The 15,143-nt window shown below is 73.3% G+C and carries 14 protein-coding genes; all 14 read right to left on the bottom strand.

Annotation, left to right across the window (positions count from 1 at the left end):
• Window positions 1–127: 127 nt before the first annotated feature.
• Window positions 128–1,063, bottom strand: a complete 936-nt coding sequence (gene ccsB / locus N912_RS0135445) for a c-type cytochrome biogenesis protein CcsB (RefSeq protein WP_028926154.1) — start codon at window positions 1,061–1,063, stop codon at window positions 128–130.
• Window positions 1,063–2,781 carry a cytochrome c biogenesis protein ResB gene (gene resB, locus N912_RS56670; RefSeq protein WP_084211503.1) on the bottom strand — a complete coding sequence of 573 codons (1,719 nt, stop codon included), beginning with the start codon at window positions 2,779–2,781 and terminating at the stop codon, window positions 1,063–1,065. Before resB ends, ccsB begins: the two co-directional genes overlap by 1 nt.
• Window positions 2,781–3,557 (bottom strand): cytochrome c biogenesis CcdA family protein, encoded by a 777-nt coding sequence (locus N912_RS0135435; RefSeq protein ID WP_028926153.1) that lies wholly within the window; start codon window positions 3,555–3,557, stop codon window positions 2,781–2,783. The genes resB and N912_RS0135435 overlap by 1 nt, the downstream gene beginning before the upstream one ends.
• A gap of 103 nt (window positions 3,558–3,660) precedes the next feature.
• Window positions 3,661–4,263, bottom strand: coding sequence for a TlpA family protein disulfide reductase (locus N912_RS0135430; RefSeq protein WP_028926152.1), 603 nt, complete (start codon window positions 4,261–4,263; stop codon window positions 3,661–3,663).
• Window positions 4,260–4,892, bottom strand: a complete 633-nt coding sequence (locus tag N912_RS0135425) for a histidine phosphatase family protein (protein WP_028926151.1) — start codon at window positions 4,890–4,892, stop codon at window positions 4,260–4,262. Before N912_RS0135425 ends, N912_RS0135430 begins: the two co-directional genes overlap by 4 nt.
• Window positions 4,889–6,232, bottom strand: a complete 1,344-nt coding sequence (hemL, locus tag N912_RS0135420) for a glutamate-1-semialdehyde 2,1-aminomutase (protein ID WP_245645661.1) — start codon at window positions 6,230–6,232, stop codon at window positions 4,889–4,891. Before hemL ends, N912_RS0135425 begins: the two co-directional genes overlap by 4 nt.
• Before the next feature lie 60 nt (window positions 6,233–6,292).
• Entirely contained in the window at window positions 6,293–6,871 is a 579-nt protein-coding gene (locus N912_RS0135415) for a hypothetical protein (protein WP_156994244.1), read from the bottom strand.
• A gap of 29 nt (window positions 6,872–6,900) precedes the next feature.
• A complete protein-coding gene (locus tag N912_RS0135410; protein WP_028926148.1) occupies window positions 6,901–7,302 on the bottom strand; it encodes a hypothetical protein in 402 nt (133 codons plus the stop codon).
• A 186-nt stretch (window positions 7,303–7,488) separates the two neighbouring features.
• Window positions 7,489–8,460 (bottom strand): porphobilinogen synthase, encoded by a 972-nt coding sequence (hemB, locus tag N912_RS0135405; protein WP_028926147.1) that lies wholly within the window; start codon window positions 8,458–8,460, stop codon window positions 7,489–7,491.
• Between the two features lie 122 nt (window positions 8,461–8,582).
• A complete protein-coding gene (locus tag N912_RS0135400; RefSeq protein WP_037068329.1) occupies window positions 8,583–10,121 on the bottom strand; it encodes a bifunctional uroporphyrinogen-III C-methyltransferase/uroporphyrinogen-III synthase in 1,539 nt (512 codons plus the stop codon).
• Window positions 10,122–10,138: 17 nt separating this feature from the next.
• The gene (gene hemC, locus N912_RS56665; protein WP_051581260.1) at window positions 10,139–11,110 is read right to left on the bottom strand and encodes a hydroxymethylbilane synthase; all 972 of its coding nucleotides are present in this window, start codon (window positions 11,108–11,110) and stop codon (window positions 10,139–10,141) included.
• Complete coding sequence (locus N912_RS56660) at window positions 11,107–12,453, bottom strand: glutamyl-tRNA reductase (RefSeq protein WP_051581259.1); 1,347 nt, start codon at window positions 12,451–12,453, stop codon at window positions 11,107–11,109. Before N912_RS56660 ends, hemC begins: the two co-directional genes overlap by 4 nt.
• Window positions 12,450–13,313, bottom strand: a complete 864-nt coding sequence (locus tag N912_RS56655; RefSeq protein ID WP_084211502.1) for a redox-sensing transcriptional repressor Rex — start codon at window positions 13,311–13,313, stop codon at window positions 12,450–12,452. Before N912_RS56655 ends, N912_RS56660 begins: the two co-directional genes overlap by 4 nt.
• Before the next feature lie 172 nt (window positions 13,314–13,485).
• Window positions 13,486–15,102, bottom strand: a complete 1,617-nt coding sequence (locus N912_RS0135380) for a molybdopterin-dependent oxidoreductase (RefSeq protein WP_028926145.1) — start codon at window positions 15,100–15,102, stop codon at window positions 13,486–13,488.
• Between the last annotated feature and the right edge of the window lie 41 nt (window positions 15,103–15,143).

Genomic DNA, 15,143 nt, shown 5'->3' with positions numbered 1-15,143 from the left:
TTCTCCTCTTTCTCCGCCACCGCCCCGTCGCGACATGCCGTCACCGTCGGTCGATGCGCGACCACTCAGTGGGACGGTAGTCCGGCTCGACGCGCGGCGCGAGGGGCCTAGATATAACGACTCGGGGTCAGCCGACACCCGCGTAGGAGTGCAGCCCGGCGGTGACCAGGTTCACGAAGAACAGGTTGAACAACACGGCCACCAGCCCGGCCACGTTGATCCACGCCGCCCGCCCGGTCCGCCAGCCGGCGGTGGAGCGCGCGTGCAGGTAGCCCGCGTAGATCACCCAGGCGACGAAGGCGACCGTCTCCTTGGGGTCCCAGCCCCAGAACCGGCCCCAGGCCGCCTCGGCCCAGATCGCGCCGGCCATGATCGCGAACGTGTAGAGCGGGAACGCGATCACCGTGACCCGGTAGGCCACCCGATCCAGCGCGTCCGCCGCCGGCAGCATCGAGACGAACCCGCCGCTCCGCTCGGAGTTCCCGGACCGCCGCACCAGGAACAGCGCGCTGGCCACCCCCGCCATGGTGAGCATCCCGGTGGCGAGGCTGATCGCCGAGACGTGGATGGCCAACCAGTACGAACGCAGCGCCGGCACCACGGGGGCCGCCTGCGCGTACAGCGCGGTGCCGCCCAGGAAGAGCAGGATCACGACCGGGAGCAGCAGGAACGCGCCGACCCGGCGCATCCCGGGGTTGCGCCGGAGCACGACCAGCCAGGCCAGCACGGCGAACAGCGTGATCGCCGAGCTGAACTCGTACATGTTCCCCCACGGCCAGCGCATCACGGCCAGCCCACGGGTGAGCAGCGAGCCGGCGTGCAGCAGCGCGCCCAGGATGGTCATCGCCACGGCCATCCGCCCGAACCGGTCGGTCCGGGTCCGCTCACCCGAGGCCTCCGGCGCCACGTCGAGCCCGTCGCCGGCACCGACCGCGACCAGCTGCTTCGGCGCCTTGACCCGGGCGTACTCACCGAGGTGCAGGAGCATGGCGACCAGGTAGATCACCACCGCCGTACGGAACGCGTAGTCGCTGTACGTCGCCAGTGCCTCGTTGACCGGCATCAGGCCGTGCCTCCATCGTTGCGCGAGTCGCGGGGGACGTCCTCCCGCGCGGGCAGCAGGTCGGCGCGCAGCCGGGCGAACTCCTCGCCGTACCCGGCCTGGTCGGTGCGCGCCAGCCCACCGATCTCCACCACGGTACGTCGCCGCCCGTCATCCCCCTCACCCGGCCGAGCGGGGCGGATGCGCGCCCAGAAACGGCGCCGTTTGATGGTCAGTGAGGTGCCGAGGCCGGCCAGGATGAGCACGGCGAACACCAGCACCCAGTCCTGCGCCGGGTCGTGCGAGACCTGCAGCGACACCCATGTGGTCACCGAGTCGAACCGGACGGTGGTGCCGTCGTCCAGCCTGAGCTGCTGGCCGGGCAGCAGGTTCTGCCTGGCCACCCGCTTGACCGCACCGGAGTCCAGCCGCTGCTTGGGCACCTCGAAGATGGACTGGCCGCGCCCGTCGTCCAGCCCCAGGTCGCCGCGCAGCACGTCCACCGCCACCTCGGGCCGCAGCAGCTCCGGGTACTGCGAGGTGATCACCTTGCCGCCGGTGGAGGTCGGGGCGAGCAGGCCGGTCACGGCTATCTGGTTGGCCCGGCGGGCGGCCTCGTCGGACAGCCCGGGACGGTCGAACTTGGTGGCGCCCTCGGCGAGCATGGTGGCCTGGTCGGCGGTGCGCCACTGGATGGTCTGGGTGCGCGCGGTGCCGTCCGGGTAGGTCACCGTGAACGTCGGCGCGTACCCGTTGCCGAGCAGGTACACCCGGTCGCCGGCGATGCGCAGCGGCGAGTTCACCTCGAGCAGGTACGGCCGCCACGGCCCGGTGTCGCCGGCGGCCAGGTCGTCGCCGGCCTGGTAACCGATGTTCGACCGGTACTGCACCGGCTGGCCGTTCGGCAGGTAGTCGGCCTTGAAGTCGTTCACCTTGACGCAGAACGGGCTCAGCGAGGTGCCGTCCACCAGCGCGCCGGCGCGGAACGAGTCGTAGCCGAGGATGCCGGAGTTGCAGAACTGGTGCCCGCCGGTGAGCACGATGACCTGGCCCTCGTACCCGAACAGCTTGCCGACCGCGAACGCGACCAGCAGCCCGACCAGCGCCAGGTGGAACACCAGGTTGCCGGCCTCGCGCAGGTAGCCGCGCTCGGCGGACACGGTGTAGCCAGGTTCGCCGTCCGCACCGGGCCGCTCCCGCACCACCGTGCGCCAGCCCCGCAGCCTTTGCTGTACCCGCCGCAGGACCTCGTCGGGCGGGTCGTCGAGGTGGCCCTCGGCGTGGTGCGGCAGCCGGAACAGGTTGCGCGGGGTGGCCACCGGTTGGGCTCGGCACGCCCGCGCGTACTCCAGCGCGCGCGGCCCGAGGCAGCCGACCAGGGACACGAACAGCAGCAGGTAGATGGCGGCGAACCACGGGCTGGCGAACACGTCGAAGAACCCGAGCTTGTCCAGCACCGGCCCCACGGTGGGGTGCTGCTGGACGTACTCGGTGATCTTCGCGGCGTTCAGCGAGCGCTGCGGCAACAGCGCGCCGGGCAGCGCCGCGAGCGCGAGAAGGAACAGCAGGATCAGCGCGGTCCGCATGCTGGTCAGCCCGCGCCAGGTGTTCCGGGCCGCGCTGACCAGCCCGCGCACCGGCCCCGGCCGCCAACCCGACCCGTTTCCCGGGGTGACCGGCTCTTCGACGACGGGCTCGGCCTCGGTCGCGTCCCGGGTGCGCGGGGTTGAGCTCGTCATCAGATCGCCGGGGTGAATCCCGCGATCGAGGTCTGCAGGCTGGCCACCAGCGTGCCCCACAGCCCGGTGACCAACAGCACACCGACCAGCACCAGCAGCGCGCCGCCGCAGACCTGGACCGCCCGCACGTGCCGGCGCAGCCAGGCCAACGCCCGCACCGCGCGCGCCGCACCCACCGCGACCAGCACGAACGGCACGCCTAGCCCGGCGCAGTAGGCGAGCGTCAGCGCCACCCCGCGCAGCGAGCCGCCGCCCGTCCCCGCCGCCACCGCGACCACGCCGGCCAGGGTCGGCCCGATGCACGGCACCCACCCCAGCCCGAACACCGCGCCCAGCAGCGGCGCCCCCCACAACCCCGCGCGCGGCACCAGGTGCAGCCGCCGCTCCCGGGACAGCACCGGCACCAGCCCGACGAACGCCAGGCCCATCACGATCGTGACGACGCCACCGGCGCGGCGCAGCAGCTCCTCGTTGCGGGTCAGCGCGTCGGCCAGCCGGACCACCCCGACCATGATCGCGCCGAACACAACGGTGAACCCGAGGACGAACAGCGCGGCCGCCCCGGCCACTCGCCAGCGCCCGGCGTGCGGCGTGGCCGCCTCGTCCCGGGTCACCGGGGGTGCGTCCGCCCCGACCAGCCCGGCCAGGTACGCCAGGTATCCCGGCACCAGCGGCACCACGCACGGCGAGGCGAAGCTGACCGCCCCGGCCGCGATCGCCACCAGGACCGCGAGCAGCGGCGGCCCTGAGATGGCGAGGCTGGTGGATGGGTCCATATACGTCGAGCGTAAGCAGCGCGCGCCCGGGCGTGGCGGCCGGGTCGCCGATCTACGTCACATTCCTGCTCGTCACCGCGCTTCGGATCGGCCGGCCGCCGGCTCAGCCCGCCTCGGCGGCCACCTGCTGGACCACGGGGGCGAGCTGACCGATGCGGACGGCGGTCAGGAACACGGCGGCCACCCGGTGGCGGCGGTCCAGCACGATGGTGGACGGCACGGTGTTGCGCGGGTAACCGTGCAGCGCGTCCAGGCTTCGCCCGGGCTGGTCGAAGATGGACGGATAGGTGATCTTGCGGTCCCGGACGAAGTCGGCGGCGGCGGTCCGCTCGTCGCGCACGTCGACGCCCAGCACCGTGACCCCGGAGGCTCCCGGGGCGGCGGTGCCCTGGTGCAGCTGCTGCAGGTCGTCCATCTCGGCGCGGCACGGCCCGCACCACGAGCCCCAGATGTTGACCACGACGACCTGGCCGGGGAAGTCGTGCAGCCCGATCCGCCTGCCGGGCTCGGTGAGGCTGTCGCCGGCCAGCCCGGTGACCGTGCCCCGGTTCGCCGGCGGGTCGTAGCGGATCTCGGTCTGGCCGCCCGGCGCGACGAACTGGAACTCGCCGCCGCTGGCCACGGCGTCGCGGCCCGTGCTGCACGCGGTGAGCGCGACGGCCGCCAGCAGGCACGCGAGCGCGGCCGCCAGCCGCCGGGCGGTCATGCGCCCGTCACCTTCGGGTCGCTGGATCCGGCCGGTTCCCGGTAGCGCAGCTCGGCCAGCCGCGTGCCGTCGAAAACCAGGCTGGTCAGCGACGCCAGCGCGCACTCCCGCCGCCGGGGGTCGTGCCAGAGCCGCTTGCCCTCCAGGCTGCGCCGAAGCGTCCAGATCGGCAGCTGGTGGGACACGCACACGGCGGTGTGACCGGCGGCGAGCTCGCGTGCCCGGTGCACGGCCGCGCGCATCCGGGCGGCGATCCCCGCGTACGGCTCGCCCCAGGACGGCCGGAACGGGTTGATCAGCTTCGGCCACGCCGAGGGGCGGCGCAGCGCACCGTCTCCCACCCCGATCGACCCCTCGAACGCGTTGGCCGCCTCGATCAGGTTGGGCTCGGTGACCACCTCCAGGCCGTGCGACGCGGCGATCGCGGCGGCGGTCTGCTGCGCGCGCTCCAGCGGGGAGGCGAGCAGCACCGTGATGTCCTCGCCGGCCAGCGCCTCCGCGACCGCCTCGGCCTGTCGCTCGCCGTGCTCGGACAGCCGGTAGCCGGGCAGCCGCCCGTACAGGATCTGCTCCGGGTTGTAGACCTCGCCGTGCCGGAGCAGGTGCACAGTCGTCCGAAGGGGGCTCACCGGCCGCCCCCAGCGGGGTCGACGGCGGCCGCGGCGGCCCTGGCGGCGGCCGGCAGCGCGGCCTCGATGACCTCGAACGCCTCGTCGTCCAGCGCGGACGAGACGAACCAGGCCTCGAACGCGCTCGGCGGCGGGTACACGCCGCGCCCGAGCAGCTCCCGGAAGAACGGCGGGAACCTCCAGGTCTGCGCGGCGCTCGCGGTGGCGAAGTCGGTCACCGGCGCCTCGGCGAAGAACACCGAGAGCATGTTGCCCGCGTACTGCACCTGGTGCGGCACGCCGGCCGAGGTCAGCGCCTCGTCGATCAGTCCGCCGAGTCTCCCGGCGTTCGCGTCCAGCGCGGCGTACACCGCGTCGTCGGCGGCCCGCAGCGTGGCCAGCCCGGCGGCCACCGCTATCGGGTTCCCGGAGAGGGTGCCGGCCTGGTAGACGGGGCCGGCCGGGGCGAGGTGGCCCATCAGCTCGGCGCGCCCGCCGAACGCGGCCGCCGGAAGCCCTCCGGACATCACCTTGCCGAAGGTGTACAGGTCGCCCGGGACGCCCTCGATGCCGTACCAACCCGACCGGGACACCCGGAACCCGGTCATCACCTCGTCGATCACGAGCAGCGCCCCGTGCTGGCTGGCCAGCGACCGCAGGCCGGCGTTGAACCCCGGCGACGGGGCCACCACGCCCATGTTCCCTGCCGCCGCCTCGGTGATCACGCAGGCGATCTCGTCGCCGCGCTCGGCGAACACGGCGGCCACCGCGTCCAGGTCGTTGTAGGGCAGCACCACCGTGTCGGCGGCCTGCGCGCCGGTGACCCCGGGGCTGGTGGGCAGCCCGAACGTGGCCACCCCGGAGCCGGCCTGGGCGAGCAGCGCGTCCACGTGCCCGTGGTAGCAGCCGGCGAACTTGACGATCACCCGCCGGCCGGTGGCGCCTCTGGCCAGCCTGACCGCGCTCATGGTGGCCTCGGTGCCGGAGTTCACCAGCCTGACCTGCTCGACCGGCTCCACCCTCGCCACGATCTCCTCGGCGAGCGCCACCTCGCCCTCGGTGGGGGCGCCGAACGAGAGCCCGTCGACGGCGGCCGCGCGCACCGCATCGACCACCGCCGGGTGCGCGTGCCCGAGGATCATCGGCCCCCACGAGCAGACCAGGTCGACATAGCGCGCACCGTCGGCGTCGGTCAGCCACGGCCCGCGCCCCGAGACCACGAACGGGGGCGTGCCGCCGACCGCGCCGAACGCCCGGACCGGTGAGTTCACGCCGCCTGGAATGACCTGGACGGCGCGCTCGAACAGCTCGGCGGATCGGGTGCGGGTGCTGGCGTCAGGCTGGGTCGTCAAGCGGGTCACGGCCGCCAGTCTCGCAGAGTCGGGACGTCTCGGTCGCGAGAGGCGCCGAGTTATCCACAGTCAGCGTCGGTGGCTGACGAACTCCTCGGACCGGGGCAGGTAGAGCAGCACGGTGCCGGCCACCGCGAGCAGCAGCATGCCCACCAACACCGGGTCGGGCGCGGACACCACCATGGCGAAGACCAGCAGCACGACCTCGATGACCACCATCACGGTGACCACCTTGCGGGCGCTGCGCTTGGGCTTCACCGCCTGCCAGGCGAACACGACGAACAGCACGCCGAGCACGAACAGCACGCCGCCGGCGACCTTGGCCGCGGTGAGCACGGTGTCCGCGTTCACCGCCGTGCCGGCGAGCTGCTTCAGGTTCGCGCCCACCGAGCCGGGCTGCAGCGCGAGCAGCAACCCGGAGAACACCACCGGCAGCGCGGCCAGGGTGAGGAAGATCGCACCGCCCCACATCTCGGCCGGCCGGCGCTGCGCCGCATGGGTGGACGTGCCCCCTTGGTCGTCCCTCGCGTAGAGGGACTGGGTCACCTCGGGCACGGAATCGCTCGCCGCGCCGCCATCGTCGACCGAGGCCGACGGGGCGAGGTCTTCGGCCGCTTCCCGGTGGCGAGGCTCAGACGGTGTGGTCACAAGGGGCACCTTAAAGCATGCCACCTACCTCATTTAGCTCCCACCGGCCTGGCCTCGTTGGCCTCGGTGAAGTACGCCCGAACGCTCGGCCGGTACATCAACAGGGTGGCCGCGACGATCATGGCGAGCTTGGCCACGATCGCGACCAGGGTGAACATCACCAGCCCGCGCAGGTTCCCTCCCCACTCGCCGTTCAGGCCGTACACCGCGACCAGGCTCACCACCACGAACACCCAGGCCACGCTCGCCAGCGTGACCCGCGCCCAGGGCCGGCCGGCCCGCATGTGCGCCCCGAGGACCAGGAACAGCACGGACTCGATCAGCGCACCGACCAGCACCGGGGTGCCGCTGAGCCGGAAGGCCGACTGGATCACGGCGTTGAGCAGCGACAGCACCACCACGCCGAGGAACAGCGCGAACGACGCTCGCACCGGAGCCGGCGGTAAGGGACCCACGTCCGTGGACACAGCGGTGCACCGTAGCGGACCCCCGCCCGCCGATACCGCCGCATCGCCGCGTTCCGCACCGCGGATCGCCGATTCCACACTACGTGTCGGGCATGCCGCAGGACTGACAAAAATCCCGACTCACCCTGACAAAAATCCCGACTCGCGGGGTTACGTGAGGCGGGTGGCGACCTCGGTGGCCCAGTAGGTGAGGACGAGGTCGGCGCCGGCGCGGCGGATGCCGGTGAGCGTCTCGAGGATCGTGCGGTCACGGTCCAGCCAGCCGTTGGCGGCGGCCGCTTCGACCATGGCGTACTCGCCGGAGATCTGGTACGCGGCCACCGGGACGTCGGCGTTGTCGGCGACCACCCGCACGATGTCCAGGTACGACATGGCCGGCTTGACCATGACCGCGTCGGCGCCCTCCTCCAGGTCCAACGCGAGCTCGCGCAGCGCCTCCCTGGCGTTCGGCGGGTCCTGCTGGTACGTCTTGCGGTCGCCCTTGAGCTGGGAGTTCACCGCCTCGCGGAACGGGCCGTAGAACGCCGAGGCGTACTTCACGGTGTAGGCCAGGATGCCGGTGTCGGTGTGCCCGGCGCCGTCCAGCGCCTCCCTGATCACGCCGACCTGGCCGTCCATCATGCCGCTGGGCCCGACCATGTGCGCCCCGGCCTCGGCCTGCGCGACCGCCATCTCGGCGTACACCGCCAGCGTGGCGTCGTTGTCCACCGCACCGGACTCGTCCAGCACGCCGCAGTGGCCGTGGTCGGTGAACTCGTCGAGGCAGCAGTCGGACATGATCACCGCGTCGTCGCCGACCTCGGCGCGGACGTCGGCCAGGGCCACGTTGAGCACGCCGTCCGGGTCCACCCCCGCCGAGCCCACGGCGTCGTAGTGCTCCGGGACGCCGAACAGCATCAGCCCGCCCACGCCGGCCGCCACCGCCTCGGCGGCGGCCTTGCGCAGCGAGTCCCTGCTGTGCTGCACCACGCCCGGCATGGACGCGATCGGCACCGGCTCGGTGACGCCCTCCCTGACGAACATCGGCAGGATCAGGTTTCTCGGCCGCACCTCCGTCTCCGCCACCAGCCGCCGCATCGCGGGGGTGGTGCGAAGCCGGCGCGGGCGTTGCGTCGGGAACATGCGTCCGAGCCTACGACCCGGCGTCCGAGCACCGAAGAGCCTCACGTCACAGTGTGCTGAAACGCGCGACTCAGTGTGCTCAGACGCCCGACTCGCGGGCGGGGTGCGGGTGCGGGCGGGGTTTACCTCCGGCGGGCTTTCGCCTTGCGCGGGGGCGGCAGGGCGCCTTCGGCGCGCAGGCGCGCGGCGTGCGCGGCGAGGGCGTCGACCAGAGCGGGGACCTGGGCGTGGTCGGGCTGGACGTCGACGCGCAGGCCGAACTCGCGGGCGGTCTCCGCCGTCTTCGGGCCGATGCAGGCCACCAGGGTGCGGGCGTGCGGCTTGCCGGCGATCCCGACCAGGTTGCGGACCGTGGACGACGAGGTGAAGCACACCGCCTCGAAGCCGCCGGTCTTGATGGCCTCGCGGATCGGGGCGGGCGGCGGCGCGGCGCGCACCGTGCGGTACGCGGTCACGTCGTCGATCTCCCAGCCGCGGTCGCGCAGGCCGGCGGCCAGCGTCTCGGTGGCGATGTCGGCGCGCGGGAGCAGCACCCGGTCCACCGGGTCGAGCACGTCGTCGTGCGGCGGGAAGATCTGCAGCAGGCCCTCGGACGAGACCTCGGTGATCTCGGTCGGGTCCGGCACCAGCTCGGGGTGGATGCCGAACGAGCGGACCTTGGCGGCGGTGGCGGCGCCGACGCAGGCGATCTTCACGCCGGAGAACGCCCGCGCGTCCAGCCCGAACTCGGCGAACTTCTCCCAGACCGCGCGCACCGCGTTCGTCGAGGTGAACACGACCCACTGGTAGCGGCCGTCCACCAGGCCCTTGACCGCGCGCTCCATCTGCGCGGGCGAGCGCGGCGGCTCGACGGCGATGGTCGGCACCTCCTCAGGGATGGCGCCGTGTACCCGCAGCCGCTCGCTCATCACGCCGGCCTGGTCCTTGGTGCGCGGCACCAGCACCCGCCAGCCGTACAGCGCGCGCGACTCCCACCAGGACAGCGCGTCGCGCTGGGCCACGGCGTCGCCGACGGTGAGCACCAGCGGGCCGCTCAGGATGGCGGCGTCGACGGCGAGCGCACCGAGGCTGGTGGTCACCGTGCGCTGCACCGAGCCGGTGCCCTCGGTGGTCACCGCGACCGGGGTGTGCCCCGGCACGCCCTGCTCGGTCAGGCCGTTGGCCACCTCGGCCAGGTGCGCGGCGGTGGCGTGCAGGACCAGCGGCTCGGGCGCGCCGGCCACCCGGGCCCAGTCCACGCCGGCGCGGGCGTCGGCCACCGTGTAGGCGGACCCGAGCGGCACCCCGGCGTAGGCGGGCACCGACGTCGCCGAGGGCACGCCGGGGATCACGTCGAACGGGACCGGGCCTCGGGACACCTCGAGCGCCTCGGCGACCACCGCGTCGGCGGTCAGCGGGTCGCCGGCGACCAGGCGTACCACCGCCCGGCCGGCGCTGGCCTCGGCGATCAGCTCCTTGGCGACCTGGGTCGGGTCACCCACGGCGGGGCGGATCTCGGCGCCCTCGTCGGCAACGGCCAGCACCTCTTCAGGTACGTCCGGGTCGGTGATGATCAGCGGCGCCGTGCCGAGGGTGTCCCTGGCCCGCACGGTGAGCAGACCCGGGTCGCCGGGACCACTGCCCACGAAGGCGATCCGGCTGGCGGTGTGTGTTGAACTCATCTGGAGAACTCCCCGATCTAACGGTGCGCGGGGCCTCCGGCCGCGGGCAGCGGCTCGGCACCCAGGTCAAGCAGCTCGGCCGCCAGGGCACGCCCCAGCGACGCGGCTTCGGTTGTCTTTCCGGTGATCGAGGCACGCAGCAGCGTGCCGTCGGCGGTCGCAGCGACGCCGCGCAGCGACAAGCTCTCGATGACGTGGCCGTCCTCGTCCAAATCGTCGACGACCTCGGCCAGCGCGCCGATCGGCGCGCTGCATGGCGAGCCGAGGCCGGCCAGCAGGGCGCGCTCGGCGGTCACCGCGGCGCGGGTGGCCGGGTCGTCCAGGGCGGCCAGCCGGTGCTCGGTCTCTATGTCGTCGGCCAGGCACTCGATGGCCAGCGCGCCCTGTGCCGGCGCCGGCAGCATCTGCAGCGGGTCGAACACCTCGGTGATCTCGTCCAGCCGGCCCAACCGGGCCAGGCCGGCGCGGGCCAGCACCACCGCGTCCAGCTCGCCGTCGCGGACCTTCTGGATCCGGGTGCCGACGTTGCCGCGCATCCCGACCACCTCGAGGCCGAGCCCGAGCGCGCGCAGCTGGGTGGCCCGGCGCGGCGAGCCGGTGCCGACCACCGAGCCGGACGGCAGCTGGGCCAGTGCGAGGCCGTCGCGGGCCACCAGCACGTCCCGGGGGTCCTCCCGGACCGGGACGGCGGCGAGGGTGAACCTCGGGTCCGGCGTGGTGGGCAGGTCCTTGAAGGAGTGCACCGCGAAGTCGACCTCGCCGCGGGCCAGCGCCTCACGCAGCGCGGAGGTGAACACCCCGATGCCGAGGTCGGCCACCGGGGCGGACGACTCGTCGCCGGTGGTGCTCACCACTATCTGCTCGACCGGGCAGCCCGCCTTGCGAATCGTGTCGGCCACGAAGTTCGCCTGCGCGAGTGCCAGCGCGCTGCCTCGGGTTCCGATCCGAAGCGTCCTGGTGAGCGCGCTCTCTGACGCTCGTTGGGTCAATGGACACCGTCCTGGGGAATCTGGTCAAGGGGCACGCCGGCCGTTCCTCTGGCGGCGGCCACGGCGGCGGGTGCCTGCGGGTCGAGCCCGAACAGCTCGCGCAGCGCCTCGGCGTAGGTGTCCCCGCCCGGCGCCTCGGCCAGTTGCTTGACCCGCACGGTCGGGGTGTGCAGCAGCTTGTCCACCACGCGGCGGACGGTTCTGGTCAGCTCGTCGCGGACCGCGGGGTCCAGCTCGGGGAGCCGGCCGGCCAGCCGCAGCAGCTCGGCGTCCACCACCTCGGCGGCGCGCCGGCGCAGCGCGGTCACCGTGGGGGTGACCTCGGCGGAGCGCTGCGCTGACAGGTAGGCAGCCACCTCGTCGGCGACGATCTGGCGGGCCGCCTTGACCGTGTCGCCTTCGATCCGGTCGCCGAGGCGTTCGTTGAGGGTGGCCAGGTCGACGACGGTGACCAGCTCGGCCACCGCCTTGTCCACGTCCCTGGGCAGCCCGAGGTCGCAGATCACCAGCGGCCGTCCGGCTCGGCGCGCGACCGCCTCGGCGACCATGTCGGCGGTGAGCACCGTGCCCACCGCGCCGGTGCAGGTGACCACCAGGTCGGCCAGCTCGATCTCGGCGGCCAGCCGGTCCAGGCCGACGGCACGGGACGGCAGGCCCTCGGCGGTCTGCGCGGCGGCCAGTCGGGCAGCCCGGTCGGGGGTGCGGTTGGCCACCGTCAGCTCGGACACCCCGGCGCGGCGCAGCTGCGCGGCGGCCAGCGCGCCCATCGAACCGGCGCCGACCACCAGCGCGCGGCGGCCGGCCAGCCCGCCGAGCGTCGCGTCGGCGTCCACCAGCGCCTCGGACACCACCGAGGCGCCGGCTGCGTCGATGCCGGTCTCGGTGTGCGCGCGCTTGCCCACCCGCAGCGCCTGCTGGGCCACCTCGTGCATCACCCGGCCGACGGTGCCCGCCTCGATCGCGGCGTTGTACGCGGTACGAAGCTGGCCGAGGATCTGCGCCTCACCGATGACCATCGAGTCCAGCCCGGCGGCCACCGAGAACAGGTGCTCCACCGCGGACGCCGCGTAGTGCACGTACAGGTGACGGGACAGTGAGCCGACGTCGCTGCCGGCGTGCCTGGCCAGCACCCCGGAGACGTCGGCGAGCCCGCCGTGGAACGTCTCCACCACCGCGTAGACCTCGACGCGGTTGCAGGTGGAGAGCACGAGGATTTCACTGGTCGCGCCGGCCCGAATGAGCTCGTCGAGGAGCTTCGGTACGTCCTGCGCGGACACCGAGGCGCGTTCCAGGACGTCGACAGGGGCGCTGCGGTGCGACAGCCCGACCACGAGGACGCTCATCGCGGCATCACCCCGGTGCCGTTCCCGGCGACCTCGGGGAGGGTCTCCCCGTGCCGGCGGGCAACGTGGAAGGACAGGATCTGCATCTCCACCGCCAGGTCCACCTTGCGCACCTCGACCTCGTCGGGCACCTGCAGGACCACCGGGGCGAAGTTCAGGATGGACCGAACGCCGCCGCCGACCAGCTGGTCGCACACCTTCTGCGCGGCCGGGCCGGGGGTGGCGATCACGCCGATGGTCACCCCGCGCTGCACGCACAGCTCCGGGATCCGGTCGGCGTGCTCGACCAGGATGCCGGCGATGTGGATGCCGACCAGGTCGGGATCGACGTCGAACAGCGCGCGCAGCGGGAAGCCGCGGTTGGCGAACCCGCTGTAGCCGGCCAGCGCGTGGCCGAGGTTCCCGACCCCGACCAGCGCGACCCCGTGCCGCTGGGTCAGCCCGAGGGTGTGCTCGATCTGCTGGACCAGCCGGGTCACCTCGTAGCCGACGCCGCGGGTGCCGTTCGAGCCGATGTAGGACAGGTCCTTGCGCAGCTTCGCCGAGTTCACCCCGGCCGCCGCGGCCAGGTCCTCACTGGACACCGTGACCACCCCGGGCATCCCGCCGGTCCGCGCCAAGTCGCCCAGCACGCGCAGGTAGACCGCCAGCCGAGCGACCGTCGCCTCCGGGATCGCTCGGTCAGCGGCGGCGCGGGCCGGTTCCGACTCAGCCGGATCGGCCTGCGGATGCAACGTCACGCTGGCTTCTCCTCGAATCCTTACGGCTGGTCTGCGCGCCGACACTGGGTCGATGGCTCGGTCGCGGCGCCCAGGTTGTGGCGCTGTCCGCGGGTGCCCGACCGGCAGGTCGCCGTCCATGTCGTAGCGTCGGCGACTACGGTAGCCGCTTGTGAACGCAGGCACAAAGTAGCGATCTTGAAACCGGCCTGAAGATCGGCCCGCAAGTCGCTGACCTGCGGATAGCTTGCGCACTCCAACGGGTGTTGGGTGTGTCTCCCCGATCACGCGACGGCCGCGCCGGCGCCTGTTTCTAGCGAGCGCTCACGGAGATCTCCGGGTACCCGGTGGCGCCGTCGGGCACCGGCGACGCGATCGCCTCGGTCTGCGGCACCCCGGTGGCATCGGTGGCGCGCGACTGGATCCGGTGCGGGCCGGGCGGCAGCGTCAGGTCGGCCCGCCACATCCGCCAGGTGTCGCGGCCCACCTCGGTGCTCAGCACGGCGGGCTGCCAGGGGCCGCCGTCCACCCGGACCTCCACCCCGGACACCCCACGGTGCTGCGCCCAGGCAATCCCGGCCACCGTGAGCGGCCCGGCGGGCACCGAGTCGCCCGAGCGCGGGCGGTCGATCCGGGACTGGGTCTTGATCGGCGCCAGCTTCGCCCAGCCGCGCCGCAGCCAGTACGCCTGCGCGTCCTCGAACGTGGTCAGCTCCAGGTCGGCCAGCCACTTGGTGGCCGAGACGTACCCGTACAGCCCCGGCACCACCATCCGCACCGGGAAGCCGTGCTCCAGCGGCAGCGGCTCGCCGTTCATGCCCAGCGCGAGCAGCGCGCCCCGGTCCGGCTCCAGCAGCACGTCGGTCGGGGTGCCGGCGGTCCAGCCGTCCTGGCTGGTGGACAGCAGCTGGTCCGCGCCCGGCCGCACGCCCGCCTCCAGCAGCAACGGCCGCAGCTCCACGCCGACGAAATTGGCCGTCGAAATCAGGTCGCCGCCCACCTCGTTGGACACGCAGGCCAGCGTCACCGGCCGCTCCACCAGCGGACGGCGCAACAGATCCGCGTAGGACAGCACCAGCTCGCGCTCCACCATCCCGTGCACCCGCATCGACCAGTCGGCCGCCGAGGTGACCGGCAGCCGCAGCGCGGTGTCGATCCGGTAGAAGTCCGCGTTCGCCGTCAAAAACGTCGGCGTCCCCAACCCCGCGAAGTCCGCCCCCACCGGCACCGCCCCCGCCCGGCTCGCCCCCCGCAACCGCGCCACCAACTCCCCACCAGCCCCACCGCTAACATCCGCCCCAGCCCCCAGCAGATACCCCCCAACCCCGGCCCCCACCGCCCCCACACCCACGAGAACCCCCCGCCGCGTGACCCCCGCCGTCCCAACCGCCCGCGAGTCGGGGATTTTGTCAGGGTGAGTCGCGGATTCCGACACACCGGTCAGCGCGTCCGCCATGGCCCGCTCGTGCAGCCAGCGCAGCGACCACAACCCGGCGCCCATCGCGGCCAACGGCGCCACCAGGTCGGCCAGCGCGAACACCGGCGAGGAGAACACCGCCGCGAGCCCCACCAGCCCCAGCACCACCAGAGCCCACCGCGCCGGCCGGGCACTCGCCCGTGAGGCCAAGCCGGCGGCCACCGCGACTCCCAACAGCACGACGCCGACGCCGACCAACAGCCCGACCTTGTCCGCCCGCCCCGCCGGCAGCCCGGGCAGCGCCAGCGACTTGCCGAACTCGACCAGCGGCGACGGGGCCAGCCGCACCACCGCGTCGGCCACCGCCTGAAACGGCGAGGACAGCGGGCTGACCACGCCCGCGACCAGGTGCCCCACCCCGATGGCGGCCGCGAACGCGAGCACCACGACGCCGATGGCCTGCCCCGCCGGCAACCGCAGCGGCGCCTCGGCGGGCGCGCGAGTGTCCGTCATGAACCCGGTTTTACCAGGTCGGCGGTCGTTTCCAGGCTTGC

It is taken from the genome of Actinospineispora acaciae DSM 45401 (assembly GCF_000620785.1).
Taxonomy (GTDB): Bacteria; Actinomycetota; Actinomycetes; order Mycobacteriales; family Pseudonocardiaceae; genus Pseudonocardia; species Pseudonocardia acaciae.
This window is presented reverse-complemented; position numbering and strand designations above follow the sequence as displayed.

Excerpts from the sequence above, each read along its gene's own strand:
- N912_RS0135430 (WP_028926152.1), bottom strand. The coding sequence starts at position 4,263 with ATGACCGCCCGGCGGCTGGCGGCCGCGCTCGCGTGCCTGCTGGCGGCC.
- N912_RS0135380 (WP_028926145.1), bottom strand. The coding sequence starts at position 15,102 with ATGACGGACACTCGCGCGCCCGCCGAGGCGCCGCTGCGGTTGCCGGCG.
- N912_RS0135435 (WP_028926153.1), bottom strand. The coding sequence starts at position 3,557 with ATGGACCCATCCACCAGCCTCGCCATCTCAGGGCCGCCGCTGCTCGCG.
- N912_RS56660 (WP_051581259.1), bottom strand. The coding sequence starts at position 12,453 with ATGAGCGTCCTCGTGGTCGGGCTGTCGCACCGCAGCGCCCCTGTCGAC.
- N912_RS0135400 (WP_037068329.1), bottom strand. The coding sequence starts at position 10,121 with ATGAGTTCAACACACACCGCCAGCCGGATCGCCTTCGTGGGCAGTGGT.
- N912_RS56655 (WP_084211502.1), bottom strand. The coding sequence starts at position 13,313 with ATGGACGGCGACCTGCCGGTCGGGCACCCGCGGACAGCGCCACAACCT.
- hemB (WP_028926147.1), bottom strand. The coding sequence starts at position 8,460 with ATGTTCCCGACGCAACGCCCGCGCCGGCTTCGCACCACCCCCGCGATG.
- resB (WP_084211503.1), bottom strand. The coding sequence starts at position 2,781 with ATGACGAGCTCAACCCCGCGCACCCGGGACGCGACCGAGGCCGAGCCC.
- ccsB (WP_028926154.1), bottom strand. The coding sequence starts at position 1,063 with ATGCCGGTCAACGAGGCACTGGCGACGTACAGCGACTACGCGTTCCGT.